This window comes from Alkalihalobacillus phoenicis, assembly GCF_047302405.1.
Lineage (GTDB): Bacteria > Bacillota > Bacilli > Bacillales > Bacillaceae_D > Alkalihalobacillus.
The window spans coordinates 1,215,764-1,235,371 of the sequence record NZ_CP154853.1; the positions used below are offsets into that span (position 1 = coordinate 1,215,764).

The 19,608-nt window shown below is 39.2% G+C and carries 18 protein-coding genes; 17 read left to right on the forward strand and 1 reads right to left on the reverse strand.

The window, feature by feature from the left end:
- Positions 1-64: 64 nt before the first annotated feature.
- From hemW to AA0017_RS05755, 10 genes are all read left to right on the forward strand, one after another.
- A complete protein-coding gene (gene hemW / locus AA0017_RS05710) occupies positions 65-1,219 on the forward strand; it encodes a radical SAM family heme chaperone HemW (RefSeq protein WP_413380118.1) in 1,155 nt (384 codons plus the stop codon).
- A 461-nt stretch (positions 1,220-1,680) separates the two neighbouring features.
- Positions 1,681-2,706: a heat-inducible transcriptional repressor HrcA gene (gene hrcA / locus AA0017_RS05715; RefSeq protein ID WP_413380119.1), complete on the forward strand. Its 1,026-nt coding sequence runs from the start codon at positions 1,681-1,683 to the stop codon at positions 2,704-2,706.
- A gap of 166 nt (positions 2,707-2,872) precedes the next feature.
- Complete coding sequence (gene grpE / locus AA0017_RS05720; RefSeq protein WP_413380120.1) at positions 2,873-3,454, forward strand: nucleotide exchange factor GrpE; 582 nt, start codon at positions 2,873-2,875, stop codon at positions 3,452-3,454.
- 36 nt (positions 3,455-3,490) lie between these two features.
- Positions 3,491-5,320: a molecular chaperone DnaK gene (gene dnaK, locus AA0017_RS05725; protein WP_413380121.1), complete on the forward strand. Its 1,830-nt coding sequence runs from the start codon at positions 3,491-3,493 to the stop codon at positions 5,318-5,320.
- Positions 5,321-5,630: 310 nt separating this feature from the next.
- On the forward strand, positions 5,631-6,749 hold the full coding sequence (dnaJ, locus tag AA0017_RS05730) for a molecular chaperone DnaJ (protein ID WP_413380122.1): 1,119 nt from the start codon (positions 5,631-5,633) through the stop codon (positions 6,747-6,749).
- A gap of 551 nt (positions 6,750-7,300) precedes the next feature.
- Positions 7,301-8,245, forward strand: coding sequence for a 50S ribosomal protein L11 methyltransferase (gene prmA / locus AA0017_RS05735; protein WP_413380123.1), 945 nt, complete (start codon positions 7,301-7,303; stop codon positions 8,243-8,245).
- A gap of 17 nt (positions 8,246-8,262) precedes the next feature.
- Complete coding sequence (locus AA0017_RS05740) at positions 8,263-9,009, forward strand: 16S rRNA (uracil(1498)-N(3))-methyltransferase (protein WP_413380124.1); 747 nt, start codon at positions 8,263-8,265, stop codon at positions 9,007-9,009.
- A 5-nt stretch (positions 9,010-9,014) separates the two neighbouring features.
- On the forward strand, positions 9,015-10,367 hold the full coding sequence (mtaB, locus tag AA0017_RS05745; RefSeq protein ID WP_413380125.1) for a tRNA (N(6)-L-threonylcarbamoyladenosine(37)-C(2))-methylthiotransferase MtaB: 1,353 nt from the start codon (positions 9,015-9,017) through the stop codon (positions 10,365-10,367).
- A 431-nt stretch (positions 10,368-10,798) separates the two neighbouring features.
- A complete protein-coding gene (deoC, locus tag AA0017_RS05750; RefSeq protein WP_413380126.1) occupies positions 10,799-11,476 on the forward strand; it encodes a deoxyribose-phosphate aldolase in 678 nt (225 codons plus the stop codon).
- A 163-nt stretch (positions 11,477-11,639) separates the two neighbouring features.
- The gene (locus AA0017_RS05755) at positions 11,640-12,614 is read left to right on the forward strand and encodes a multidrug resistance efflux transporter family protein (RefSeq protein WP_413380127.1); all 975 of its coding nucleotides are present in this window, start codon (positions 11,640-11,642) and stop codon (positions 12,612-12,614) included.
- On the opposite strand, the gene AA0017_RS05760 is transcribed toward AA0017_RS05755, so the two are convergent.
- Entirely contained in the window at positions 12,607-13,548 is a 942-nt protein-coding gene (locus AA0017_RS05760) for a Na/Pi symporter (RefSeq protein ID WP_413380128.1), read from the reverse strand. The genes AA0017_RS05755 and AA0017_RS05760 overlap by 8 nt on opposite strands.
- 225 nt (positions 13,549-13,773) lie before the next feature.
- Between AA0017_RS05760 and rpsU the strand changes: the two genes are divergently transcribed.
- The 7 genes from rpsU (at position 13,774) to yqfD (ending at position 19,604) form a co-directional block, all read left to right on the forward strand.
- On the forward strand, positions 13,774-13,947 hold the full coding sequence (gene rpsU, locus AA0017_RS05765; RefSeq protein ID WP_003323311.1) for a 30S ribosomal protein S21: 174 nt from the start codon (positions 13,774-13,776) through the stop codon (positions 13,945-13,947).
- 17 nt (positions 13,948-13,964) lie between these two features.
- Positions 13,965-14,408 (forward strand): GatB/YqeY domain-containing protein, encoded by a 444-nt coding sequence (locus AA0017_RS05770; protein WP_413380129.1) that lies wholly within the window; start codon positions 13,965-13,967, stop codon positions 14,406-14,408.
- 148 nt (positions 14,409-14,556) lie between these two features.
- Entirely contained in the window at positions 14,557-15,897 is a 1,341-nt protein-coding gene (locus AA0017_RS05775; protein WP_413380130.1) for an NfeD family protein, read from the forward strand.
- A 14-nt stretch (positions 15,898-15,911) separates the two neighbouring features.
- Complete coding sequence (floA, locus tag AA0017_RS05780) at positions 15,912-16,916, forward strand: flotillin-like protein FloA (RefSeq protein ID WP_413380131.1); 1,005 nt, start codon at positions 15,912-15,914, stop codon at positions 16,914-16,916.
- Between the two features lie 45 nt (positions 16,917-16,961).
- Positions 16,962-17,585, forward strand: coding sequence for a hypothetical protein (locus tag AA0017_RS05785; RefSeq protein ID WP_413380132.1), 624 nt, complete (start codon positions 16,962-16,964; stop codon positions 17,583-17,585).
- Between the two features lie 523 nt (positions 17,586-18,108).
- Positions 18,109-18,390: a sporulation protein YqfC gene (gene yqfC / locus AA0017_RS05790; protein ID WP_003323316.1), complete on the forward strand. Its 282-nt coding sequence runs from the start codon at positions 18,109-18,111 to the stop codon at positions 18,388-18,390.
- A gap of 26 nt (positions 18,391-18,416) precedes the next feature.
- A complete protein-coding gene (gene yqfD, locus AA0017_RS05795; RefSeq protein WP_413380133.1) occupies positions 18,417-19,604 on the forward strand; it encodes a sporulation protein YqfD in 1,188 nt (395 codons plus the stop codon).
- The last annotated feature ends 4 nt before the right edge of the window (positions 19,605-19,608 follow it).

The following is a 19,608-nucleotide window of genomic DNA, read 5'->3' on the forward strand; positions in this document are numbered from 1 at the left end:
GACTGAAGAAAACCGCAGGAGCGTATCCTGCGGTTTTTCTATCAAAAGAAGAGGAGGGAGAGTTGTGATTCAAGCAGCGTATATTCATATCCCTTTTTGTGAGCAAATTTGTTTTTATTGTGATTTTAATAAAGTTTTTTTGAAAAATCAGCCCGTAGACGAATACATCGATTCAGTCTTAAAAGAACTCGATTTAACAAAAGACGGTAAGCAGAAACCATTTCAATTAAAAACGATCTATATTGGCGGCGGAACACCGACGGCCTTGTCGGCAAAGCAGTTGGAGCGACTATTGGTCGGGATTCAAGAAAGAGTTTCCTTGGAACAAGTCGAGGAATTTACGGTTGAAGTCAACCCTGATAATGCGACGATGGACCGACTAAATGTCTTGAAAAAATATGGAGTTAATCGCTTAAGTATGGGGGTACAAACCTTTGATGAAGGTTTATTAAAAGCGATTGGGCGTACACATGTTGAAAAGAATATTTATAAAGCGATTGAAAATAGTCGGAAAGCTGGTTTTGATAATATATCGATTGATTTAATGTTTGGATTGCCGCAACAAACACCGGAACAATTTAAAACAACGTTACAAAAAGCTTTTGAGCTTGGTGTCGAACATATTTCGGCTTACTCTTTGAAAATAGAAGAAAAGACGGTTTTCTTTAATCGGCAGCGTAAAGGTAAGCTCCAGCTTCCCCCAGAAGATGATGAAGTCAAAATGTATGAGCTTTTACGAGAACAAACGAGTAGCCATGGTTTTGTTCAGTACGAAATTAGTAACTTTGCCAAGGTAGGTTATGAAAGCAAACATAATTTGGTTTATTGGAATAACGAAGAGTATTATGCTTTTGGTGCGGGGGCACATGGCTATGTCAGTGGAGTTAGGCATCATAACCACGGACCATTACCCAAATATTTAAAGGCTGTGGCCTGTGGTGAATTGCCACGATTACAGGAATTTAAGGTTTCCTTAGTGGAAAAAATTGAAGAAGAAATGTTTTTAGGGTTAAGAAAACGGGAAGGGATTAATCGTTCTCTCTTTATAGAAAAATATAATCTCGATTATGAGCAACTGTTTCAAACACAATTGATGCAGTTGAAAAATAGAGGATTGATTGAAGACACTTTAAATGGAATTCGATTAACCGATGATGGCCTACTACTCGGAAACGAAGTCTTTGAACAGTTTTTAGCAGTATTGAATGATTTAGAGTAAGTGAGGGTTTGTAAGACGGCTGATGGTTAGAATGGAGTAGTGAAGCTCTCAATAGAAAAGTTTCAATATCTTCCTGAACTCAGAAAAATCTAAGGTCATTAGATTTTTCTGAGTTGGTCGGTCATTGTTTTAAACTGTTTTTCCTTCATCCAAAACGGAACCAGCGGAGCGCGTCGGGTATTCAGCTCGCGGTAAGCTAAATGATACAGCGTATTCTAAATAAGAGGAGCTCCATTTTCGCGGCGGCCTCAAGGTAGGAGCTATTTAGGGTGAATTCGGATGGAAAATGGCATACCCCTGTTTTTTCTTAATCTCCACTCTATACCCGGCACTTACACAATAGGATCTAATTTTTATCTCATCTCTTCAAGCATTATATATTGACAAATCGAGCCCTTTTTGATAATTTATCAATAGATTTAGCACTCAGGTATATAGAGTGCTAACAGAGGTGATAGTAGATGCTAACAGAAAGGCAATTGTTAATTTTACATGCGATTGTGGACGATTACGTGCGCTCTGCTGAGCCAGTTGGTTCACGCAGTATTTCAAAACGTGATGATATTTCTTTTAGTTCGGCGACGATTCGAAATGATATGGCTGATTTAGAAGAATTAGGTTTTCTAGAAAAGCCGCATAGTTCAGCTGGTCGAATTCCTTCACAGAAGGGGTATCGCTATTATGTGGATCATCTCTTAATGCCGCAACATTTAACGAAGCTTGAAAAAGAGGGGATTCGGTCCCTATTTTCAGACCGTATGCAGGAAGTGGAGGATGTTATCCAGCTTTCGGCTCGTATTTTATCTAATATGACGAGTTATATCTCGATCGTGTTAGGTCCAGAAGTATTTGAGACGAAGTTAAGAAATATTCAAATCATTCCTCTGACCGATATATCGGCGATTTTAATTCTCGTAACAGATACAGGCCATGTTGAAAATCAAACGATTGTGATTCCACCTAATATGGCAGGAGAAGATATTCAAATTATTGTCAATATCTTAAATGATCGTTTAGTTGGAGTGCCGCTCTATCAATTAAGGAATAAGCTCAAAACAGAAATTGCAGGCGTCATGATGCGTCATGTGCAAAATTATCAACAAATGATTGTAGCCATTGGTGAATCGCTTGAGCTTGAAAAACATGAAAAAGTTATTTACAGTGGGAAAATGAATTTATTAAATCAACCAGAGTTCCGAGATATTGATAAAGTTCGTGTCTTGTTTGAAATGTTAGAACAAGATAATATCATGAATAAAGTTTTACGTGCCAATGACGTTGGGGTTCAAGTGAAAATTGGGCACGAGAACAAACATGAAGCTTTTGATAATATTAGTATGATTACAGCAAGCTATGAGGTAGCGGGTCAACATATGGGGACGATCGGAATCATTGGTCCAACCCGGATGGAGTATCGACGTGTCATTGGAGTAGTTGATACGATTTCAAAGGATCTAACGAAAATATTAACAAGGCTACACAGATAAATGAAGATCTGAATGAAAAGGAAACCTAATCTCTTTTTGTTTCGTAAGAATATAAAAGGTGATTAGGTTGTGCTTGTGCATTTTATCACATCTTTTTTGTTGGGCTGAAAAAAGCTCGGCTGTAGGGAGATTAATAGCCATTTTACATTATGAGGAGGTGAGTCAAATGAATAAGAATGAAGCCCAAGATATGGAAATGACGACTGAACAAGATGAAAATCAAAATGAAAAGCTCACAGAGGAAACAGAGAATGATGAGTTTGTTGATGAAGTAGTAGAAGCAAATGAAGAGGAAGAAAATTCACGTGAAAGTGAATTAGAAGCTCAATTAGCTGAAGCGAACCAACGTATTCTTAGAGTTCAAGCTGATTATGATAATTTCAGACGCCGTTCTCGCGAAGAAAAAGAAGCGGCTGCAAAATATAGATCGCAATCAATTATTGAAAGTCTACTTCCTGTGTTAGATAATTTTGAGCGTGCTTTAGTTGTTGAGCCTGAATCAGAGGAAACAAAATCTCTTCTAACAGGAATGGAAATGGTTTATCGTCAATTACAAGATGCCCTTAAGAATGAAGGGGTTGAATTAATTCCAACTGTTGGTGAAACCTTCGATCCGCATCGTCATCAAGCCGTTATGCAAGTTGAAGAAGAGGGTTATGAATCAAATCAAATTGTGGAAGAATTACAAAAAGGCTATCAGCTGAAGGAACGTGTTATTCGTCCATCAATGGTCAAAGTTAACGCATAAACTACATAAATGATTAATTAGGAGGCACATCTTACTATGAGTAAAATTATTGGAATTGACTTAGGTACAACAAATTCTTGTGTGGCTGTAATGGAAGGTGGAGAAGCGACGGTTATCCCAAATCCAGAAGGAAACCGCACGACACCATCTGTTGTCGCATTTAAAGATGGAGAGCGTTTAGTAGGAGAAGTTGCAAAACGTCAAGCGATCACAAACCCTAACACGATTATCTCAATCAAACGTTTTATGGGTACAGACCATAAAGAAACGGTTGATGGTAAAGAATTTACACCACAAGAAATTTCAGCGATCATTTTACAAAAGCTAAAATCAGATGCAGAAGCATATCTTGGTGAAACGGTAACAAAAGCGGTTATCACAGTCCCTGCCTATTTCAATGACTCCCAACGTCAAGCAACGAAAGATGCTGGTAAAATTGCTGGTCTTGAAGTAGAGCGTATTGTCAACGAGCCAACAGCAGCAGCACTTGCTTACGGTTTAGAAAAAGAAGAAGACCAAACGATCCTTGTTTATGACTTAGGTGGTGGTACGTTTGACGTCTCAATTCTTGAATTAGGCGACGGTTTCTTTGAAGTTAAAGCTACATCTGGTGATAATAAACTTGGTGGAGATGACTTTGACCAAGTGATCATCGACTACTTAGTAGAGACATTTAAAAAAGACAACGGTATTGACCTTGCGCAAGATAAAATGGCAATGCAACGTCTAAAAGATGCGGCTGAAAAAGCGAAAAAAGATTTATCTGGTGTCACTCAAACACAAATTTCTTTACCGTTTATTACAGCCGATCAAACAGGGCCTAAGCACTTAGAAGTGAGCTTAAGCCGTGCTAAATTTGAAGAACTTTCTTCTGATTTAGTGGAGCGTACATTAGGGCCAACTCGCCGTGCTCTTGCCGATTCTGGTTTATCAGCTTCAGAAATTGATAAAATCGTTCTTGTTGGTGGATCAACTCGAATTCCAGCCGTTCAAGAAGCGATTAAGAAATTAACGGGTCAAGATCCTCATAAAGGAGTTAACCCTGATGAAGTAGTTGCTCTTGGAGCGGCTGTTCAAGCTGGTGTTTTAACAGGGGATGTAAAAGATGTTGTTTTACTTGATGTCACTCCACTTTCATTAGGTATCGAAACGATGGGTGGCGTATTTACGAAGTTGATTGAGCGCAACACAACGATCCCAACTTCTAAATCACAAGTATTCTCAACGGCGGCTGATAATCAACCATCTGTAGACATTCATGTTCTTCAAGGTGAGCGTGAAATGGCTGCAAACAACAAAACATTAGGTCGTTTCCAATTAGCTGATATCCCACCAGCACCACGTGGTGTACCACAAATCGAAGTATCATTTGATATTGATGCGAACGGGATTGTAAATGTTAAAGCGAAGGACCTTGGCACAAATAAAGAACAATCGATTACGATCACCTCTTCTTCAGGTTTATCGGATGATGAGATTGATCAAATGGTTAAAGATGCTGAAGCCAATGCCGAGGAAGATAAAAAGCGTCGTGAAGAAGTAGAACTTCGTAACGAAGCGGACCAACTTGTTTTCCAAACGGAAAAAACGTTAAAAGACCTTGGCGAAGGTGTGGAAGCGGCTGAAAAAGAAAAAGCAGAAGCGGCAAAAGATAAGCTAAAAGCAGCAATTGAAGCGAATAATCTTGATGAAATTCGCACAGCTAAAGATGAGTTACAAGAAATTTTAACCGCGATTACAACCAAAATGTATGAGCAAGCGGCTCAAGCACAACAAGGTGCAGAAGGTGCCGAGGAGCAACAAGCAAAATCAGATGATAATGTCGTAGATGCTGATTACGAAGAAGTAAACGACGACAAAAAATAAGAGTTATAAAAAAGTCAAAGTCAGATTTATGACTTTGACTTTTTTCAAGGAATAGCTAAGGTTGAGTGCATGACTGTAATGAAGTACGACCATAATAGACTCCCATATTCTAAAAGGTATATAAAACTTCCTAATTGCCGAGGGAACACGATGATCCCTCTTGCACACACTTTTGAGAAAATGGTAAGATGAACGTTATGGACTAATAGAGCTTTTTTGGGATAATAACCGTAAATAAACGATTCATTTTGACTTGTCGTTGAATACAAATAAAATGAATATCGATGAATAGATTCAGGGAGTGGATGGAATGAGTAAACGAGATTACTATGACGTCCTCGGTGTCGAAAAAGGAGCTTCTGTTGACGAGATGAAAAAGGCGTATCGTAAATTGGCGCGCCAATATCATCCTGATGTCAATAAAGCTGCTGATGCAGAGGCGAAATTTAAAGAAGTAAAAGAAGCATATGATGTTTTAAGTGATCCTCAAAAGAAATCCCATTATGATCAATTTGGTCACACGGATCCAAATCAAGGTTTTGGTGGAGCAGGTGCAGGAGATTTTGGTGGTTTTGGTGATATTTTTGATATGTTCTTCGGCGGCAGTGGTGGCGGTAGAAGAAATCCAAATGCCCCTCGTCAAGGAGCTGACCTTCAATACACAATGACTATGGAATTTAAAGAAGCTGTCTTTGGTAAAGATACAGAAATCGAAATTCCAAGAGAAGAAGAGTGTACGACTTGTGACGGATCTGGTGCGAAACCAGGGACAAAACCGGAAACATGTTCGCATTGTTCGGGTACTGGTCAAATGAGCGTTGAGCAAAATACACCATTTGGTCGTGTCGTTAACCGTCGTGTTTGTCATCATTGTGAGGGAACGGGTAAGCAAATCAAACATAAATGCTCTACTTGTGGCGGAAAAGGGAAAGTACGCAAACGCAAAAAAATTAGCGTAAAAGTTCCGGCGGGTATTGATCACGGGCAACAGTTACGTGTTTCCGGACAAGGTGAGCCAGGCACAAACGGGGGACCTCCAGGTGATTTATTCGTTGTCTTTAACGTAAAATCACATGAGTTCTTTGAACGTGAAGGAGACGATATTTATTGCGAGATGCCATTAACTTTTGCTCAAGTCGCATTAGGTGATGAAATCGAAGTGCCAACATTAAATGGTAAAGTAAAGTTAAAAATACCAGCAGGAACACAAACGGGTACGAACTTTAGACTACGTGGAAAAGGGGTACCGAACGTACACGGCAGAGGTCAAGGCGACCAGCATGTGAAAGTACGTGTCGTCGTTCCAAAAAACCTATCTGAAAAAGAAAAGGATATTATCCGAGAATTTGCGACACTTTCTGGTGGCAAACCGGATGAACAAAATGATAGTTTCTTTGGTAAAGTAAGAAGAGCTTTTAAAGGGGAGTAATCCCCTTAAGAAACAAAAAGAGGCTGTACAAAACTAATGTTTAACTGAGAATACGAACCCATACAACTTTAGCAGAGGAAATAGACGTAGACACTGAAAAAGTCTCATGCTCAACCTTGATGAGAAAGAATCCTAGGCAATTAGGTTATTCATTAGAGCGGCATTCATAGCAGCAAACGTTTTTTTATTAACCAAAACGGAGCCAGCGTAATACCTGGAGACTCCTGCGGGATAAGTGAAATACGGGAGACCCCGCAGCGACTCGTCGTGAGGAGGCTCCCGATTCACCCGCGGAACGCGTAGGGTATGGAGCTGGCGGAGTATGCTAACTAATGTAACCATATTTTAACGAGTAGACCTTTTTTCAGTGGCCTTAAAAAGCGAGTGTATTTCTGGAGCAAATGTGAAGGTATCACCTACCATTACGGTTGGAATTCTCATTAGCAAAAACTTTTTTGTCTCAACCTTGTAAAACAAGTGTTTCTTCTTTCAGTTGATCGAGTAAGGGAATAGGAACGATAAATATTATTTGGATGGAGTTGGAGATTTTTATGAAATGGACGGAATTTAGTATTCATACGACCCAGGAAGCGGTAGAGCCTGTTTCAAACATTTTACATGAAGCAGGTGCGAGTGGTGTTGTCATTGAAGACCCATCAGACCTTGTGAAAGATTGGGGTGTTCGTTTCGGTGAAATTTACCAACTCTCTCCAGATGACTACCCTGAAGATGGAGTTATTGTAAAAGCTTATTTTCTGGGGAATAGTTTTTTAGCCGAGACGATTGATGAAGTGACGCTTTCGATCAATGGTTTATCTCAATACAATATTGATCTAGGCTTCAATAAAGTGAAGCTGACGGAAGTAAAAGAAGAAGAATGGGCAACAGCGTGGAAAAAATACTATAAGCCTGTTAAAGTCTCTCAGCATGTAACGATCGTCCCAACGTGGGAGGAGTATACTCCATACGAAGGCGAAATGATTATCGAACTTGACCCTGGGATGGCTTTTGGTACAGGGACCCACCCGACGACTGTTTTATGTATTCAAGCATTAGAAAAGGTCTTAAAAGGCAATGAGAGCGTCGTCGATGTCGGGACAGGCTCAGGTGTGTTAAGTATCGCTGCGGCAAAGCTTGGAGCAAGTCAAATTCTTAGTATGGATTTAGATGAGGTCGCCGTTCAAAGTGCCCGAGCGAACATTGAATTAAATCAGCTTTCAAATCAAATTGAAGTCAAACAAAATAATTTACTTGAAGGTGTATCAGGGCCACATGATGTTATTGTCGCCAATATTTTAGCTGAAATCATTGTTCGTTTTACACAAGATGCGGCAGCGATTCTTAAACCAGGTGGACGATTTATTACATCAGGAATCATTAAACGCAAAAAGCAGGAAGTAAAGGGTTCTTTACTAGAAGCTGGTTTCATCATTGAAGAAGTAGTGGAAATGGAAGATTGGGTAGCAATCATCGCAAAAAATGGTGAACCCGAGTAAAAGTGAGGTAGTGTCTTTTGCAACGATATTTTGTTGAACAAATTAAGCAGGATCAGTTTTTAATAACAGGCGAAGATGCAAAACATATAACCCGAGTGATGCGAATGGAAAGTGGAGATTCGATTATTTGTCTTTCTGAACGTGAAGGAGCTTATCTTTGTCAATTGCTAGAAGTAAGTGCCGAAGAAGTGACGGTTAAACCAATGGAAGTGATTGATTTAAATACAGAACTTCCTGTTCATGTCACGATTGCTCAAGGTTTACCAAAAGGGGACAAGCTTGATTATATTGTTCAAAAAGGGACGGAGTTGGGAGCTTCTCGTTTTATTCCTGTCCAAACAGCTAGAGCGATTGTAAAATGGGATGAAAAAAAATCACGTAAAAAGATTGAGCGACTGCAAAAAATTGCAAAAGAAGCAGCAGAACAGTCTTACCGAGCGAAAGTCCCAGCTGTTGAAAACTCCGTATCCTTTAAAGGGCTTATAGAACAAAGCAAACATTTTGATCAGGTTTTAGTCGCTTATGAAGAAGTAGCGAAACAAAATGAAAAAAGTCAGTTAGTAAACGTGCTCCAAACGCTTGAAAACGAGCATTCCATCTTAGTAGTGATTGGTCCTGAAGGGGGCTTATCTACGGAGGAAGTGCAACAGCTTGAGCAAGTTGGAGCCAAAATATGTGGGTTAGGGCCACGGATTTTAAGGACAGAAACAGCCTCTTTATATGTATTGGCTGCTCTGTCCTATCAATTAGAGTTGTTGAGGTGAAGAAGATGCCTTCAGTTGCATTTCATACATTAGGATGTAAAGTAAACCATTATGAGACAGAAGCGATCTGGCAGTTATTTAAAGCACGTGATTATGAAAAAGTAGATTTCGAAAAACATTCAGACGTTTATGTTATTAATACATGTACCGTGACAAATACCGGAGATAAAAAAAGCCGTCAAGTGATTCGTCGAGCGATTCGTAAAAATCCAGATGCGGTTATTTGTGTGACAGGATGTTATGCTCAAACATCCCCTGCTGAAATTATGGCAATACCAGGTGTTGACATAGTCGTCGGTACACAGGATCGAGTAAAGATGCTTGATTATATTGAGCAATATAAAGAAGAACGTCAACCGATTAACGGTGTAGGGAATATTATGAAAAGCCGTGTATATGAAGAGTTGGATGTACCATCATTTACGGATCGTACACGTGCTTCATTAAAAATTCAAGAAGGCTGTAATAACTTTTGTACATTCTGTATTATCCCTTGGGCACGTGGGTTGATGCGTTCAAGGGATCCTAAAGAAGTCATTAGTCAGGCGAATCAACTTGTCGAAGCTGGGTATAAAGAAATTGTTTTAACGGGAATTCATACAGGTGGATACGGAGAAGATTTAAAAGATTATAGTCTTGCTCGGCTTTTAGAAGATTTAGAGCAAATTGAAGGATTGAAACGTATTCGTATTTCTTCGATTGAGGCAAGTCAATTAACCGATGAAGTGATCGATGTTATTGACCGGTCTGAAAAAGTAGTTCGTCATTTGCATATTCCGATTCAATCGGGTTCGAATACGGTTTTAAAGAGAATGCGTCGTAAATATACGATGGAATTTTTTGCTGAGCGAATTGAAAAATTAAAAGGAGTTCTTCCTGGTCTTGCAGTTACTTCGGATGTAATTGTAGGCTTTCCAGGAGAAACAGAAGAAGAATTTCAAGAGACTTTTGATTTTATTGCTAAACATAAATTTAGTGAACTTCATGTTTTTCCGTATTCAAAACGAACAGGAACACCAGCAGCAAGAATGGAAGAGCAAGTTGATGAAGAAGTAAAAAATGAACGAGTGCATAAGCTTATTCAGCTTTCTGATCAACTAGCAAAAGAGTATGCCTCCCATTTTGAAGGTGATGTTCTTGAGATGATCCCTGAGGAAGAAGATAAAGACAATCCAGACAGTGGAGTTCTTATTGGGTACACGGATAATTATTTAAAAGTAAAAGTAAATGTACCAGCTGAGATGATCGGAAAAATTATTAAAATTAAATTAACGAAAGCTGGCTATCCGTATAGTGAAGGTGAATTTGTTCGCGTTATGGACGAAGAGCCTTCTCTTAAACAAGTAGCAAATAGCTAAGTTATTTAATGAAGAAGAGGCTGGGATATAACTAGCTATAGAAAGTAAAAAACGAGTCCGAAGAACATATTTTAGTTGTTTTTCGGTTCCTTATTTTTCAATTTGAGTTTTGTTACTTCACGCTATTATCTACAAGCATAAAAACGGAGATTCCCCTGTGCCCTAGCGGAGCATGATTTTCGGGAGCGGTGAGTTGAACGCCATTCGTTGCCTCCACTTCGGTTCCGATAATATAGAACGAAAGCCGGTAACATTTTACAACGAGTAAAATGTTACCGGCTTTTAGATCAGAGGAGGATTTTGTCCAAGCCTTTTTTCGGTCTGCTAAGGCTACTTTTGACTGGTTGCTAACCGAAGCTAGAGTTCATATCAAGATTATGGTAATATAATAGAGGTTCGTACAACTTTAAGGGAAGAAAGGATACGATAAGATGACAACGAATATGGCAAGATATATTGATCATACGGCTTTAAAAGCGGATACAACTAAAGAAGAAATTATTAAGTTATGTGAGGAAGCAAAAGAATATCGTTTTGCTTCTGTATGTGTAAATCCAACATGGGTAAAGCTTGCGTCCCAAAAGTTAGTTGAAGTGAAGGACGAAGTGAAAGTTTGTACAGTAATCGGTTTTCCATTAGGGGCGTCTACTTCTGAAACGAAAGCATTTGAAACAGAGGATGCGATCCAAAAAGGAGCAACAGAGGTTGATATGGTCATTAATGTTGCTGCTTTAAAAGCGGGCGACCGTGACTATGTGGAACAAGATATTCGAGCTGTTGTTGAGGCGGCAAAAGGGAAAGCCTTAACAAAAGTTATTATTGAATCTTGTTTATTAACAGATGAGGAAAAAGTGCTTGCTTGTCAATTGGCTGTAACTGCAGGTGCTGATTTTGTGAAAACATCTACAGGCTTTTCAACGGGTGGTGCGACGGTAGAAGATATTTCACTGATGAGAAAAACAGTGGGGCCAGACGTAGGGGTAAAGGCTTCAGGTGGAGTGAGAGATTTAGAAACAGCCCAAGCGATGATTGAAGCAGGAGCAACAAGAATTGGAGCTAGTGCAGGTGTCTCGATTGTACAAGGATTAGAAGGTTCTTCTGATTATTAAGAATGATGAGGGTGCATCGTATAATAATACCGATGCACTCTTTTCTATACATTTTGTTGTTGTTTTTTTGGATGTATATTAAGCTTAGTCCAATGCAAACGTTTATACGAAGATCATCATGAACAAAGAGAGAAAAAACTACGGATAGAAATGGGGAGAGCCGATGAAGGCGATTGTAATTGGTATCATTGCATCAATCTTTTTTTCTTCAACTTTTATTATTAATCGTTCGATTGATTTAGAAGGGGGAAGCTGGTATTATAGCGCCTCTTTACGTTTTTTATTTATGATTCCTTTTTTAGTGCTGATTGTTTCTTTTCGAGGTGGGTTAAGGTCGCTCTGGGCTGAAATGAAAAAAGCCCCCAGTTATTGGCTCATTTGGAGCTTTGTCGGTTTTGTTTTATTTTATGCCCCGATTACTTATGCCGCTGCCTATGGGCCAGGTTGGCTTATTGCGGGCACTTGGCAAATGACAATCGTTGCTGGATTGCTCCTATCCCCTTTATTTTTTATGACGATTGAAAAAGATGGCAAACAACTAAAAGTGAAGCAACGGATTCCATTAAAAGCTCTTTGGCCATCCTTAATTATTTTGGTTGGTGTGTTAATCATTCAATTGCAACAAAGCGAGGTGATAACATTACAGCTCTTTTTGTTAAGTGTGATTCCTGTAACGATTGCGGCATTTGCCTATCCTTTAGGTAATCGCAAAATGATGGAGAAATGCCAAGGGAGACTGGATAGCTTTCAAAGGGTACTTGGTATGACGATTGCGAGTTTGCCTTGGTGGCTTTTGCTATTTAGTTACGGCTTCGTTGTCGAAGGTCCACCACCATCTCAGCAAGTGTTGCAAACCTTTTTAGTAGCCCTTTTCGCTGGAGTTATTGCCACGGTTTTATTTTTTTGGGCCACTGATTTAGTTCGTGGTGATGCTGAAAATTTAGCAGCAGTAGAGGCAACTCAATCTGGTGCCGTATTGTTTGCCTTAATTGGTGAAATCATTTTACTTTCAGGGAACCTCCCTTCATTTGGAGCTTTGATTGGCTTAGGATTTATTATGGCTGGGATGATTATCCATAGTTATGTGACAACCCGTAATAAAAAGCCCATCCAAAAATCGTTGCCAAAAGTTAATTAGAAATCGTTTCCTTTTGGTGCATAAAAGTAATAAACCGAGTGAATAGCGGAACGAATGGTAGCATTAATAAAGAACAGACTAAATTGAAAATTAAACTAGAATGTGCGAGCTGCATCATCGTATTGCTTGTTAGCATTTCGACAAATGAACTGAGTAGACCGATCATTGGAATAAATAAGAGAACACCAAATACATTGAGCCAAATATTAGCGTAGGCTACTAATTTAGCACTTTGCCCAGCCCCGATGCTTGCGATGTAGGCGGTCATGCATGTTCCAATATTCGCTCCTAGCATAATGGCGATCGCTGCTGGTAATGACAAAATTTGATCGCTAATAAAACCCATGGCAATGGCGACTGTTGCGGTACTAGAATGGATAATCGCTGTTAAAACGCCACCGATCGCAATACCGAGTAGGTGATGCTCATTCGTTATATTAAAAAAATTATGCACCCATGAAATTGATGCTAACGGATGGGCTAAATCCTGGAGTCCATTCATTGCAATAAATATGCAGGCAAGTCCAAAAGTGAGGCAGCCAAGAGCGTAGGCTAATTTGCCTGGGAACAATAGAAAAATAAAGCCAAAAAATAAAAAAGGCACAATAAAAGCCGAAAATTCATAGGCGATTAGCTCTGTGGTGACCGTCGTGCCAATGTTTGCCCCTAATATAATGCCAATGGAATGTTGAAATGTTAAAAGTTTAGCTGCTACTAAGGCGATCACAATCACCATGATGGCCGAACTGCTCTGAATAATAGCGGTGATGACCATTCCGACGAGAAGTCCTTTCCAAGTGGAATCAGTCATTTTTAATATTGAGTTTCGTAAACGTTCCTCACCAATTTGTGCAAACCCAGTTCTTAATACGATCATTCCGAATAAAAAGAGACCGATAAACACGGCTAATAAGGAAAACACTTCTTTAAACATAGGGTCACCTCCTTTTCTACTCTATGGTCGAAGGTGTCCAAGCATGTCTATTTTTTTTGATGGGGAAAAATAGGCATAAAAAAGTAAAATACATATGGAATTGTGTTTAAATGTGGCAATTTTAAGTTGACTGATAACAATTGATATATTATAATTTATTGAGACGTGCATTTATTTTATTATTTTGTACGTATGAGTTGGTTGTTTCGGAGGGAGGGATATATTATGGCAGAAACTCGTGTTCGCAAAAACGAATCGATTGATGCTGCACTTCGTCGCTTCAAGAGATCACTCTCTAAAGAAGGTACGTTGGCTGAGGTTAAAAAGCGTAAGCACTATGAAAAGCCAAGTGTGAAACGTAAAAAGAAATCTGAAGCAGCAAGAAAACGTAAGTTCTAATTGAGAGGGTGGATTCATTGAGTCTTCTTGAACGTTTGAACACAGATATGAAGAATGCGATGAAAAATAAAGATAAGTTAAAGCTCTCTGTAATCCGGATGGTGAAAGCTTCGTTACAAAACGAGCAAATTAAAGTAGGTCGTGAGTTAACGGATGACGATAGCCTAACGGTTTTAAATCGCGAACTAAAGCAACGCAGGGATTCCCTCCATGAGTTTGAGCAAGCAGACCGTGAAGACTTAGCTTCTAAGATCCGCGATGAGATTGCGATTTTAGAGATTTATATGCCAGAACAGCTTTCCGAAGAAGACCTCAATCAAATTGTAGTTGATACAATTGCTGAAGTGGGTGCTTCATCAAAAGCAGACATGGGTAAGGTCATGGGTGCATTAATGCCTAAGGTTAAAGGAAAAGCTGATGGTGGATTAGTGAATCGTCTCGTGCAACAACACTTATCATAATGAATGAAAATAAAACGCTCTGTTTCTAATTTTGTTAGAAACAGAGCGTTTTCTAGGTTTTACCCTCTTTTTATGATAAAATTTAATAGAAATGAAACCTTTTTATTCTTCAATCGTATAAAAAGTAAGACTACATAGAAAGGAGGAAATGTATGTGCGGTATGTTAGGATGACAGGCTCGTTGCTTTGTATCCTATTTGCCTTTGTTCTCCTCCCACTCACATCTAGTGGAGAAACCCGTTCACCAAATGACCCGGTTGTTTATTATATTCCAGTTGAACAGACAGTGGAGCGAGGATTACTCGCTTTTTTAGAGCGAGGTTTTAGTGAGGCAATTGAAGAAGGGGCAGACCATATTATTCTTGATATTCATACGCCAGGTGGGGCGGTTGATGCAGCGAATGACATCGCAAAGTTAATGGGCAATACGGATATTCCAATTACAGCTTATGTGAATACAGATGCGATATCAGCTGGAGCGTATATCGCTTTAAATGCGGATAATATTGTGATGGCCCCAACGGGAAGTATGGGTTCGGCAGGTGTCATTGATGGAGCGGGGAATGCGGCAGAAGAGAAAACGCAATCCTACTGGTTAAGCCGAATGCAGGCGGCAGCGGAATTAAATGACCGTGATCCTTTATATGCTCTTGCGATGGCTGATAATCGTTATGATTTGCCTGAGTTAGGTTCGGGTCCTGGTGAGTTCTTAACTTTAAATGCTCAGGAGGCAATGGATGTAGAGTATGCCGAAGCGATTGTTAATAATCGTAGCGAAATCCTTGAGTTTTTAGAGTTAGAAGGCGCTCATGAAATTCAAATGGAAGTAACTGTAGCTGAACAAATTGCCCGAATCGTTACTCATCCAGTTGTGATTCCGATTTTACTGTCTATCGGTAGTTTAGGACTTGTTTTAGAGCTTTATTCACCTGGATTTGGAATTCCAGGAATTATGGGCATTTCAGCATTATTATTATTTTTCTTTGGCCATATGATTGCAGGCTTTGCGGGAATGGAATCCATGCTTTTATTTATTGTTGGAGTCATTCTCATATTAATTGAAATCTTCCTCGTTGGTTTTGGCCTTTTTGGAATTCTAGGAATCATTGCGATTTTAGCTGGGATGCTATTAGGTTCTTATTCAACGGCTTGGATGCTCATTTCAATTGTGATAGCCATCATTGTAACAGGTGTCGCATCGGTTATTTTATTCCGTTATTTCGGTGATAAAGGACCATGGAAAAAAATTGTACTAAATACAGCGACAACATCAGATGCAGGATACATTACAAACGAAACAAGGAATGATTTAATCGGAGTAAAGGGTGAAGCGATTACACCACTTCGACCATCTGGAACGGCTGTAATCGGAAATGAATACCTTGACGTTGTTACAGAAGGAAGATATATTGGACAGGGTAGTAATGTTATAGTTGTGAAGGCAGCTGGCTCACGTATTGTTGTACGCGAGCAAAAAGAAGATAATTAAAGGGAGGAATTTACATGGATTTTGATCCGGGGACAATTACTATATTAATTTCACTTGCGATTATTATCGTACTATTGTCAGTATTATTTACGTTTGTTCCAGTAATGCTATGGATTTCAGCATTAGCGGCTGGAGTGAAAATTGGAATTTTTGAACTAGTTGGGATGAGGTTACGTCGAGTTATTCCAGCACGAGTTGTAAATCCATTAATTAAAGCAGTAAAAGCAGGTATTGATTTAAGCTCAGCTAAACTAGAAGGACACTATTTAGCCGGTGGTAATGTTGACCGCGTTGTTAACGCCTTAATTGCAGCCCAACGTGCTAATATTGATTTATCGTTTGAACGTGCGGCTGCCATTGATTTAGCTGGTCGTGACGTATTAGAAGCGGTTCAAATGAGCGTTAACCCTAAAGTCATTGAAACACCTTTTATTGCTGGTGTGGCGATGGACGGAATTGAAGTAAAAGCGAAAGCAAGAATTACTGTACGTGCTAACATCGACCGTTTAGTCGGGGGTGCTGGTGAAGAAACAATTATTGCTCGTGTTGGTGAAGGGATTGTTTCGACAATCGGTTCTCAAGATTACCATAAAAAAGTTCTTGAAAATCCAGATATGATTTCTCAAACTGTTTTATCAAAAGGGTTAGATTCTGGTACGGCTTTTGAAATTCTCTCGATTGATATTGCTGACATTGATATCGGTAAAAACATCGGTGCTGAATTACAAACAGACCAAGCGGAAGCAGATAAAAAGATTGCTCAAGCAAAAGCCGAAGAACGTCGTGCAATGGCCGTAGCTCAAGAGCAAGAAATGAAAGCAAGAGTTGAGGAAATGCGTGCGAAGGTTGTCGAAGCTGAAGCAGAAGTTCCAATGGCTCTTTCTGAAGCGTTACGTAAAGGTCATATGGGTGTAATGGATTACATGAATTATCAAAATGTAATGGCTGACACAGATATGAGAGATTCAATCAGTAAAGCAACTGATGACGATTCAGACGATTATAAAAACCAAAAGTAAAGAATAGAAACAATAGCTGATCTCTCTTGAAGGGAGGAAAAGTGCTTGTCCATTTTTGAATTTTTATTAGCAAATCCATTTGTGTTAATTATTATTATGGGGATTCTTTTTAGCTTCTTCAAGCGTCAGAATCCACCAAATGAAGAACAGCAAGGGCAGGGGCAAAGGCAACAACGACCAGCAGGCCAGCAAAGAGCTCCGCAAAGGCAAGCGGGCAGACAACAACAAAGTCAAACGGCTGGAACCGAGCAGACCCAAAGGGCGGAACAACGTGAAATTAAAGATTGGCGTGACCTTTTCTTTGAACCAGAACCGGTAGAAGAACAAAGACAAGAACCAGGAACACCAACGAAAATTGAACGTTATCCAACACTTGATGGGAATGTACAAAACTCAAATGTTGCTGAAACAGAAATGAATACCCGCTCAAATGGAAGAGAAAGACTAGAAGAAACCTATGATCAATTAAGAAGAGCTCAAGAAGAGGCTGCGAGGAAGTTTGAACGTCAAACTCAACAGCAGAGAAAAAACAAATCTTCCGAGAGTTTAAACTTGAATTTCGATAATCTTTCAGGCAAAGAGGCGATGAGAGCTGTCGTGATGGCAGAAGTGATCGGACCTCCGCGAGGTAGAAACCCAAGAGGTGCTTATCCGCGTGCAAGAAGGTAATTTTTTGTTCCATTCAATGAATCGGATGGAATTCAACTAGTAAAAGAAATACCATATCAAAAACAGCCAATGAGAAGTGTAATAGCTTCTTGTTGGCTGTTTTTTGTTTTGGAATTGGAAGAGAACTAGTGGTGTGTAATTTAGTTGTAGCAATATCGTCCATCTGAATAGGGACTACTGAAGTAAATTTTATTTTTCTAATGGAAGAAAATTTTTCCAAAACCCGATGATTCGTTGCAAAGATTCCTAAAGAGCGAGTAATACCAATTAAGCTCATATCCGAGTTTGTCAGTGGTCTCTCTGAATCTTGCCAATCTTAGATGTGTAAAAAACCGTGTTAGCCTTTCCACCACCATTTATCCTATTTAAATTTCTATCCTCTCCTCCATCTAACAGTAATCAACCGATAAATAAAATTTGTTGCCATAATTGCCGCTAAAAAAAGAACTTTCCTTAATTTCCGTTGAATAAGAGTGATAACCGACTCCTTATGCACATAAAAATGAAAAGAAGGAGGGGGAGTATGAAGAAATTTAAAAATAAAATGAGAACATGGGTCACAAATAAGTGGCAGCTGCCTCCAGATATATTAATGGATTTACCACGGATAACGATGGTAGGTCAACTTCATATTTATATAGAAAATCATAGAGGGGTCCTTCGCTTTTCGAATCAAGAATTACGCTTGAGGTTGAAGCAAGGACAACTATTAATTAAAGGGGATGCATTTGTGATAAAGACGATATTGCCTGAGGAACTTTTATTAGAAGGGCGAATTGATCAAGTGACTTATATTAATGAATAAAAGCATGACAAAAAGGTGGTGCACTAGTGAAAAATTTCTTTTTGAAACGAATTCAAGGTTATGTACGTGTTTATATTGATGCTCCGTTTCCTGAACATTTCTTAAATCGATGTTTGGAAGAAGGGATCGATGTTTGGAAGATTAAAAAGGTTGGGGATGAGCGCTTATCGTTTTTTATGGATTTAGAAGACGTGCATCGGATTAGACCGCTCGTCAAAAAAACAGAAGCGAAAGTCCACTTTTCCACTAGATATGGATTTCCTTTCTTCTATCAAAAAATGCTCAAACGGAGTGGTTTTGTACTCGGGATTTTTTTATGTTTGATTATGTTGTTTATCGGTTCAAATATGGTTTGGGGTATTGAGGTCAAAGGAGCTTCTCCTCAAGTAGAAACACAGCTCGTGAAGTTAGTGAATGACATTGGTATAAAAAGGGGGAAGTTCCAGTTCCATTTACCAAGTGAGGAAGACATTCAAACTTATGTAACCGAGCAATTAGATGGGGCGACATGGGTTGGTGTGAAGAAAAAAGGGACGACCTATCAATTTGAAGTAGTTGAACAAACTTTGCCAGAGCGGGCTGAGCTTTTGGACCCGAGACATCTTGTTTCCAAAAAGAAAGCGATTATTCATGATATTTTTGTTGAGCACGGTCAAGCGTTGGTAAAACCGAATGATTTTGTGCAAAAAGGGGATATTCTCATCTCTGGTTATATTGGGCAAGAAGGGAAGCAAGAGTTAGTTCCGGCTGTTGGGGTCGTTCGTGGTGAAGTTTGGTACAGAGCCGAAGTGGAGAAGTCGATTGAAAGTCTATTTACGACCTTAACAGGCGAACAAAAGGACAAACATTACTTACAACTATTTGATTGGGATCTTCCAATCTGGGGATTTGGTAAGCCGGAGTTTTCTGATTTTGAAACGTTTGAAGATATTACGCCTTTTCATTTTTTGAAGTGGGAATTGCCGGTTTCTTATAAAAAACAGACACTTTATGAAACCTCTCCTTTTGAAAGGTCGTATACAGATGAGGAAGCGATTGAAAAAGCGATTCAGTTTGCTCATGATGAGATGAATAAGCAGTTCTCGGATGATACAGAAATTATAGAAGAAAAAGTTTTGCACGAAACGATTGAGAATGGTAAAGTTATACTAAAGATTCATTATAAAGTAGTTGAAGATATCATGAAAGAACAACCGATTATTCAAGGAGACTGAGGCT

Bases quoted from the DNA above. Each gene is read 5' to 3' on its own strand.
- hrcA (WP_413380119.1), top strand. From the start codon at position 1,681: ATGCTAACAGAAAGGCAATTGTTAATTTTACATGCGATTGTGGACGAT.
- grpE (WP_413380120.1), top strand. From the start codon at position 2,873: ATGAATAAGAATGAAGCCCAAGATATGGAAATGACGACTGAACAAGAT.
- dnaK (WP_413380121.1), top strand. From the start codon at position 3,491: ATGAGTAAAATTATTGGAATTGACTTAGGTACAACAAATTCTTGTGTG.
- dnaJ (WP_413380122.1), top strand. From the start codon at position 5,631: ATGAGTAAACGAGATTACTATGACGTCCTCGGTGTCGAAAAAGGAGCT.
- prmA (WP_413380123.1), top strand. From the start codon at position 7,301: ATGAAATGGACGGAATTTAGTATTCATACGACCCAGGAAGCGGTAGAG.
- mtaB (WP_413380125.1), top strand. From the start codon at position 9,015: ATGCCTTCAGTTGCATTTCATACATTAGGATGTAAAGTAAACCATTAT.
- deoC (WP_413380126.1), top strand. From the start codon at position 10,799: ATGACAACGAATATGGCAAGATATATTGATCATACGGCTTTAAAAGCG.
- AA0017_RS05755 (WP_413380127.1), top strand. From the start codon at position 11,640: ATGAAGGCGATTGTAATTGGTATCATTGCATCAATCTTTTTTTCTTCA.
- AA0017_RS05760 (WP_413380128.1), bottom strand. From the start codon at position 13,548: ATGTTTAAAGAAGTGTTTTCCTTATTAGCCGTGTTTATCGGTCTCTTT.
- rpsU (WP_003323311.1), top strand. From the start codon at position 13,774: ATGGCAGAAACTCGTGTTCGCAAAAACGAATCGATTGATGCTGCACTT.
- AA0017_RS05775 (WP_413380130.1), top strand. From the start codon at position 14,557: ATGTATGTGCGGTATGTTAGGATGACAGGCTCGTTGCTTTGTATCCTA.
- floA (WP_413380131.1), top strand. From the start codon at position 15,912: ATGGATTTTGATCCGGGGACAATTACTATATTAATTTCACTTGCGATT.
- yqfC (WP_003323316.1), top strand. From the start codon at position 18,109: ATGAAGAAATTTAAAAATAAAATGAGAACATGGGTCACAAATAAGTGG.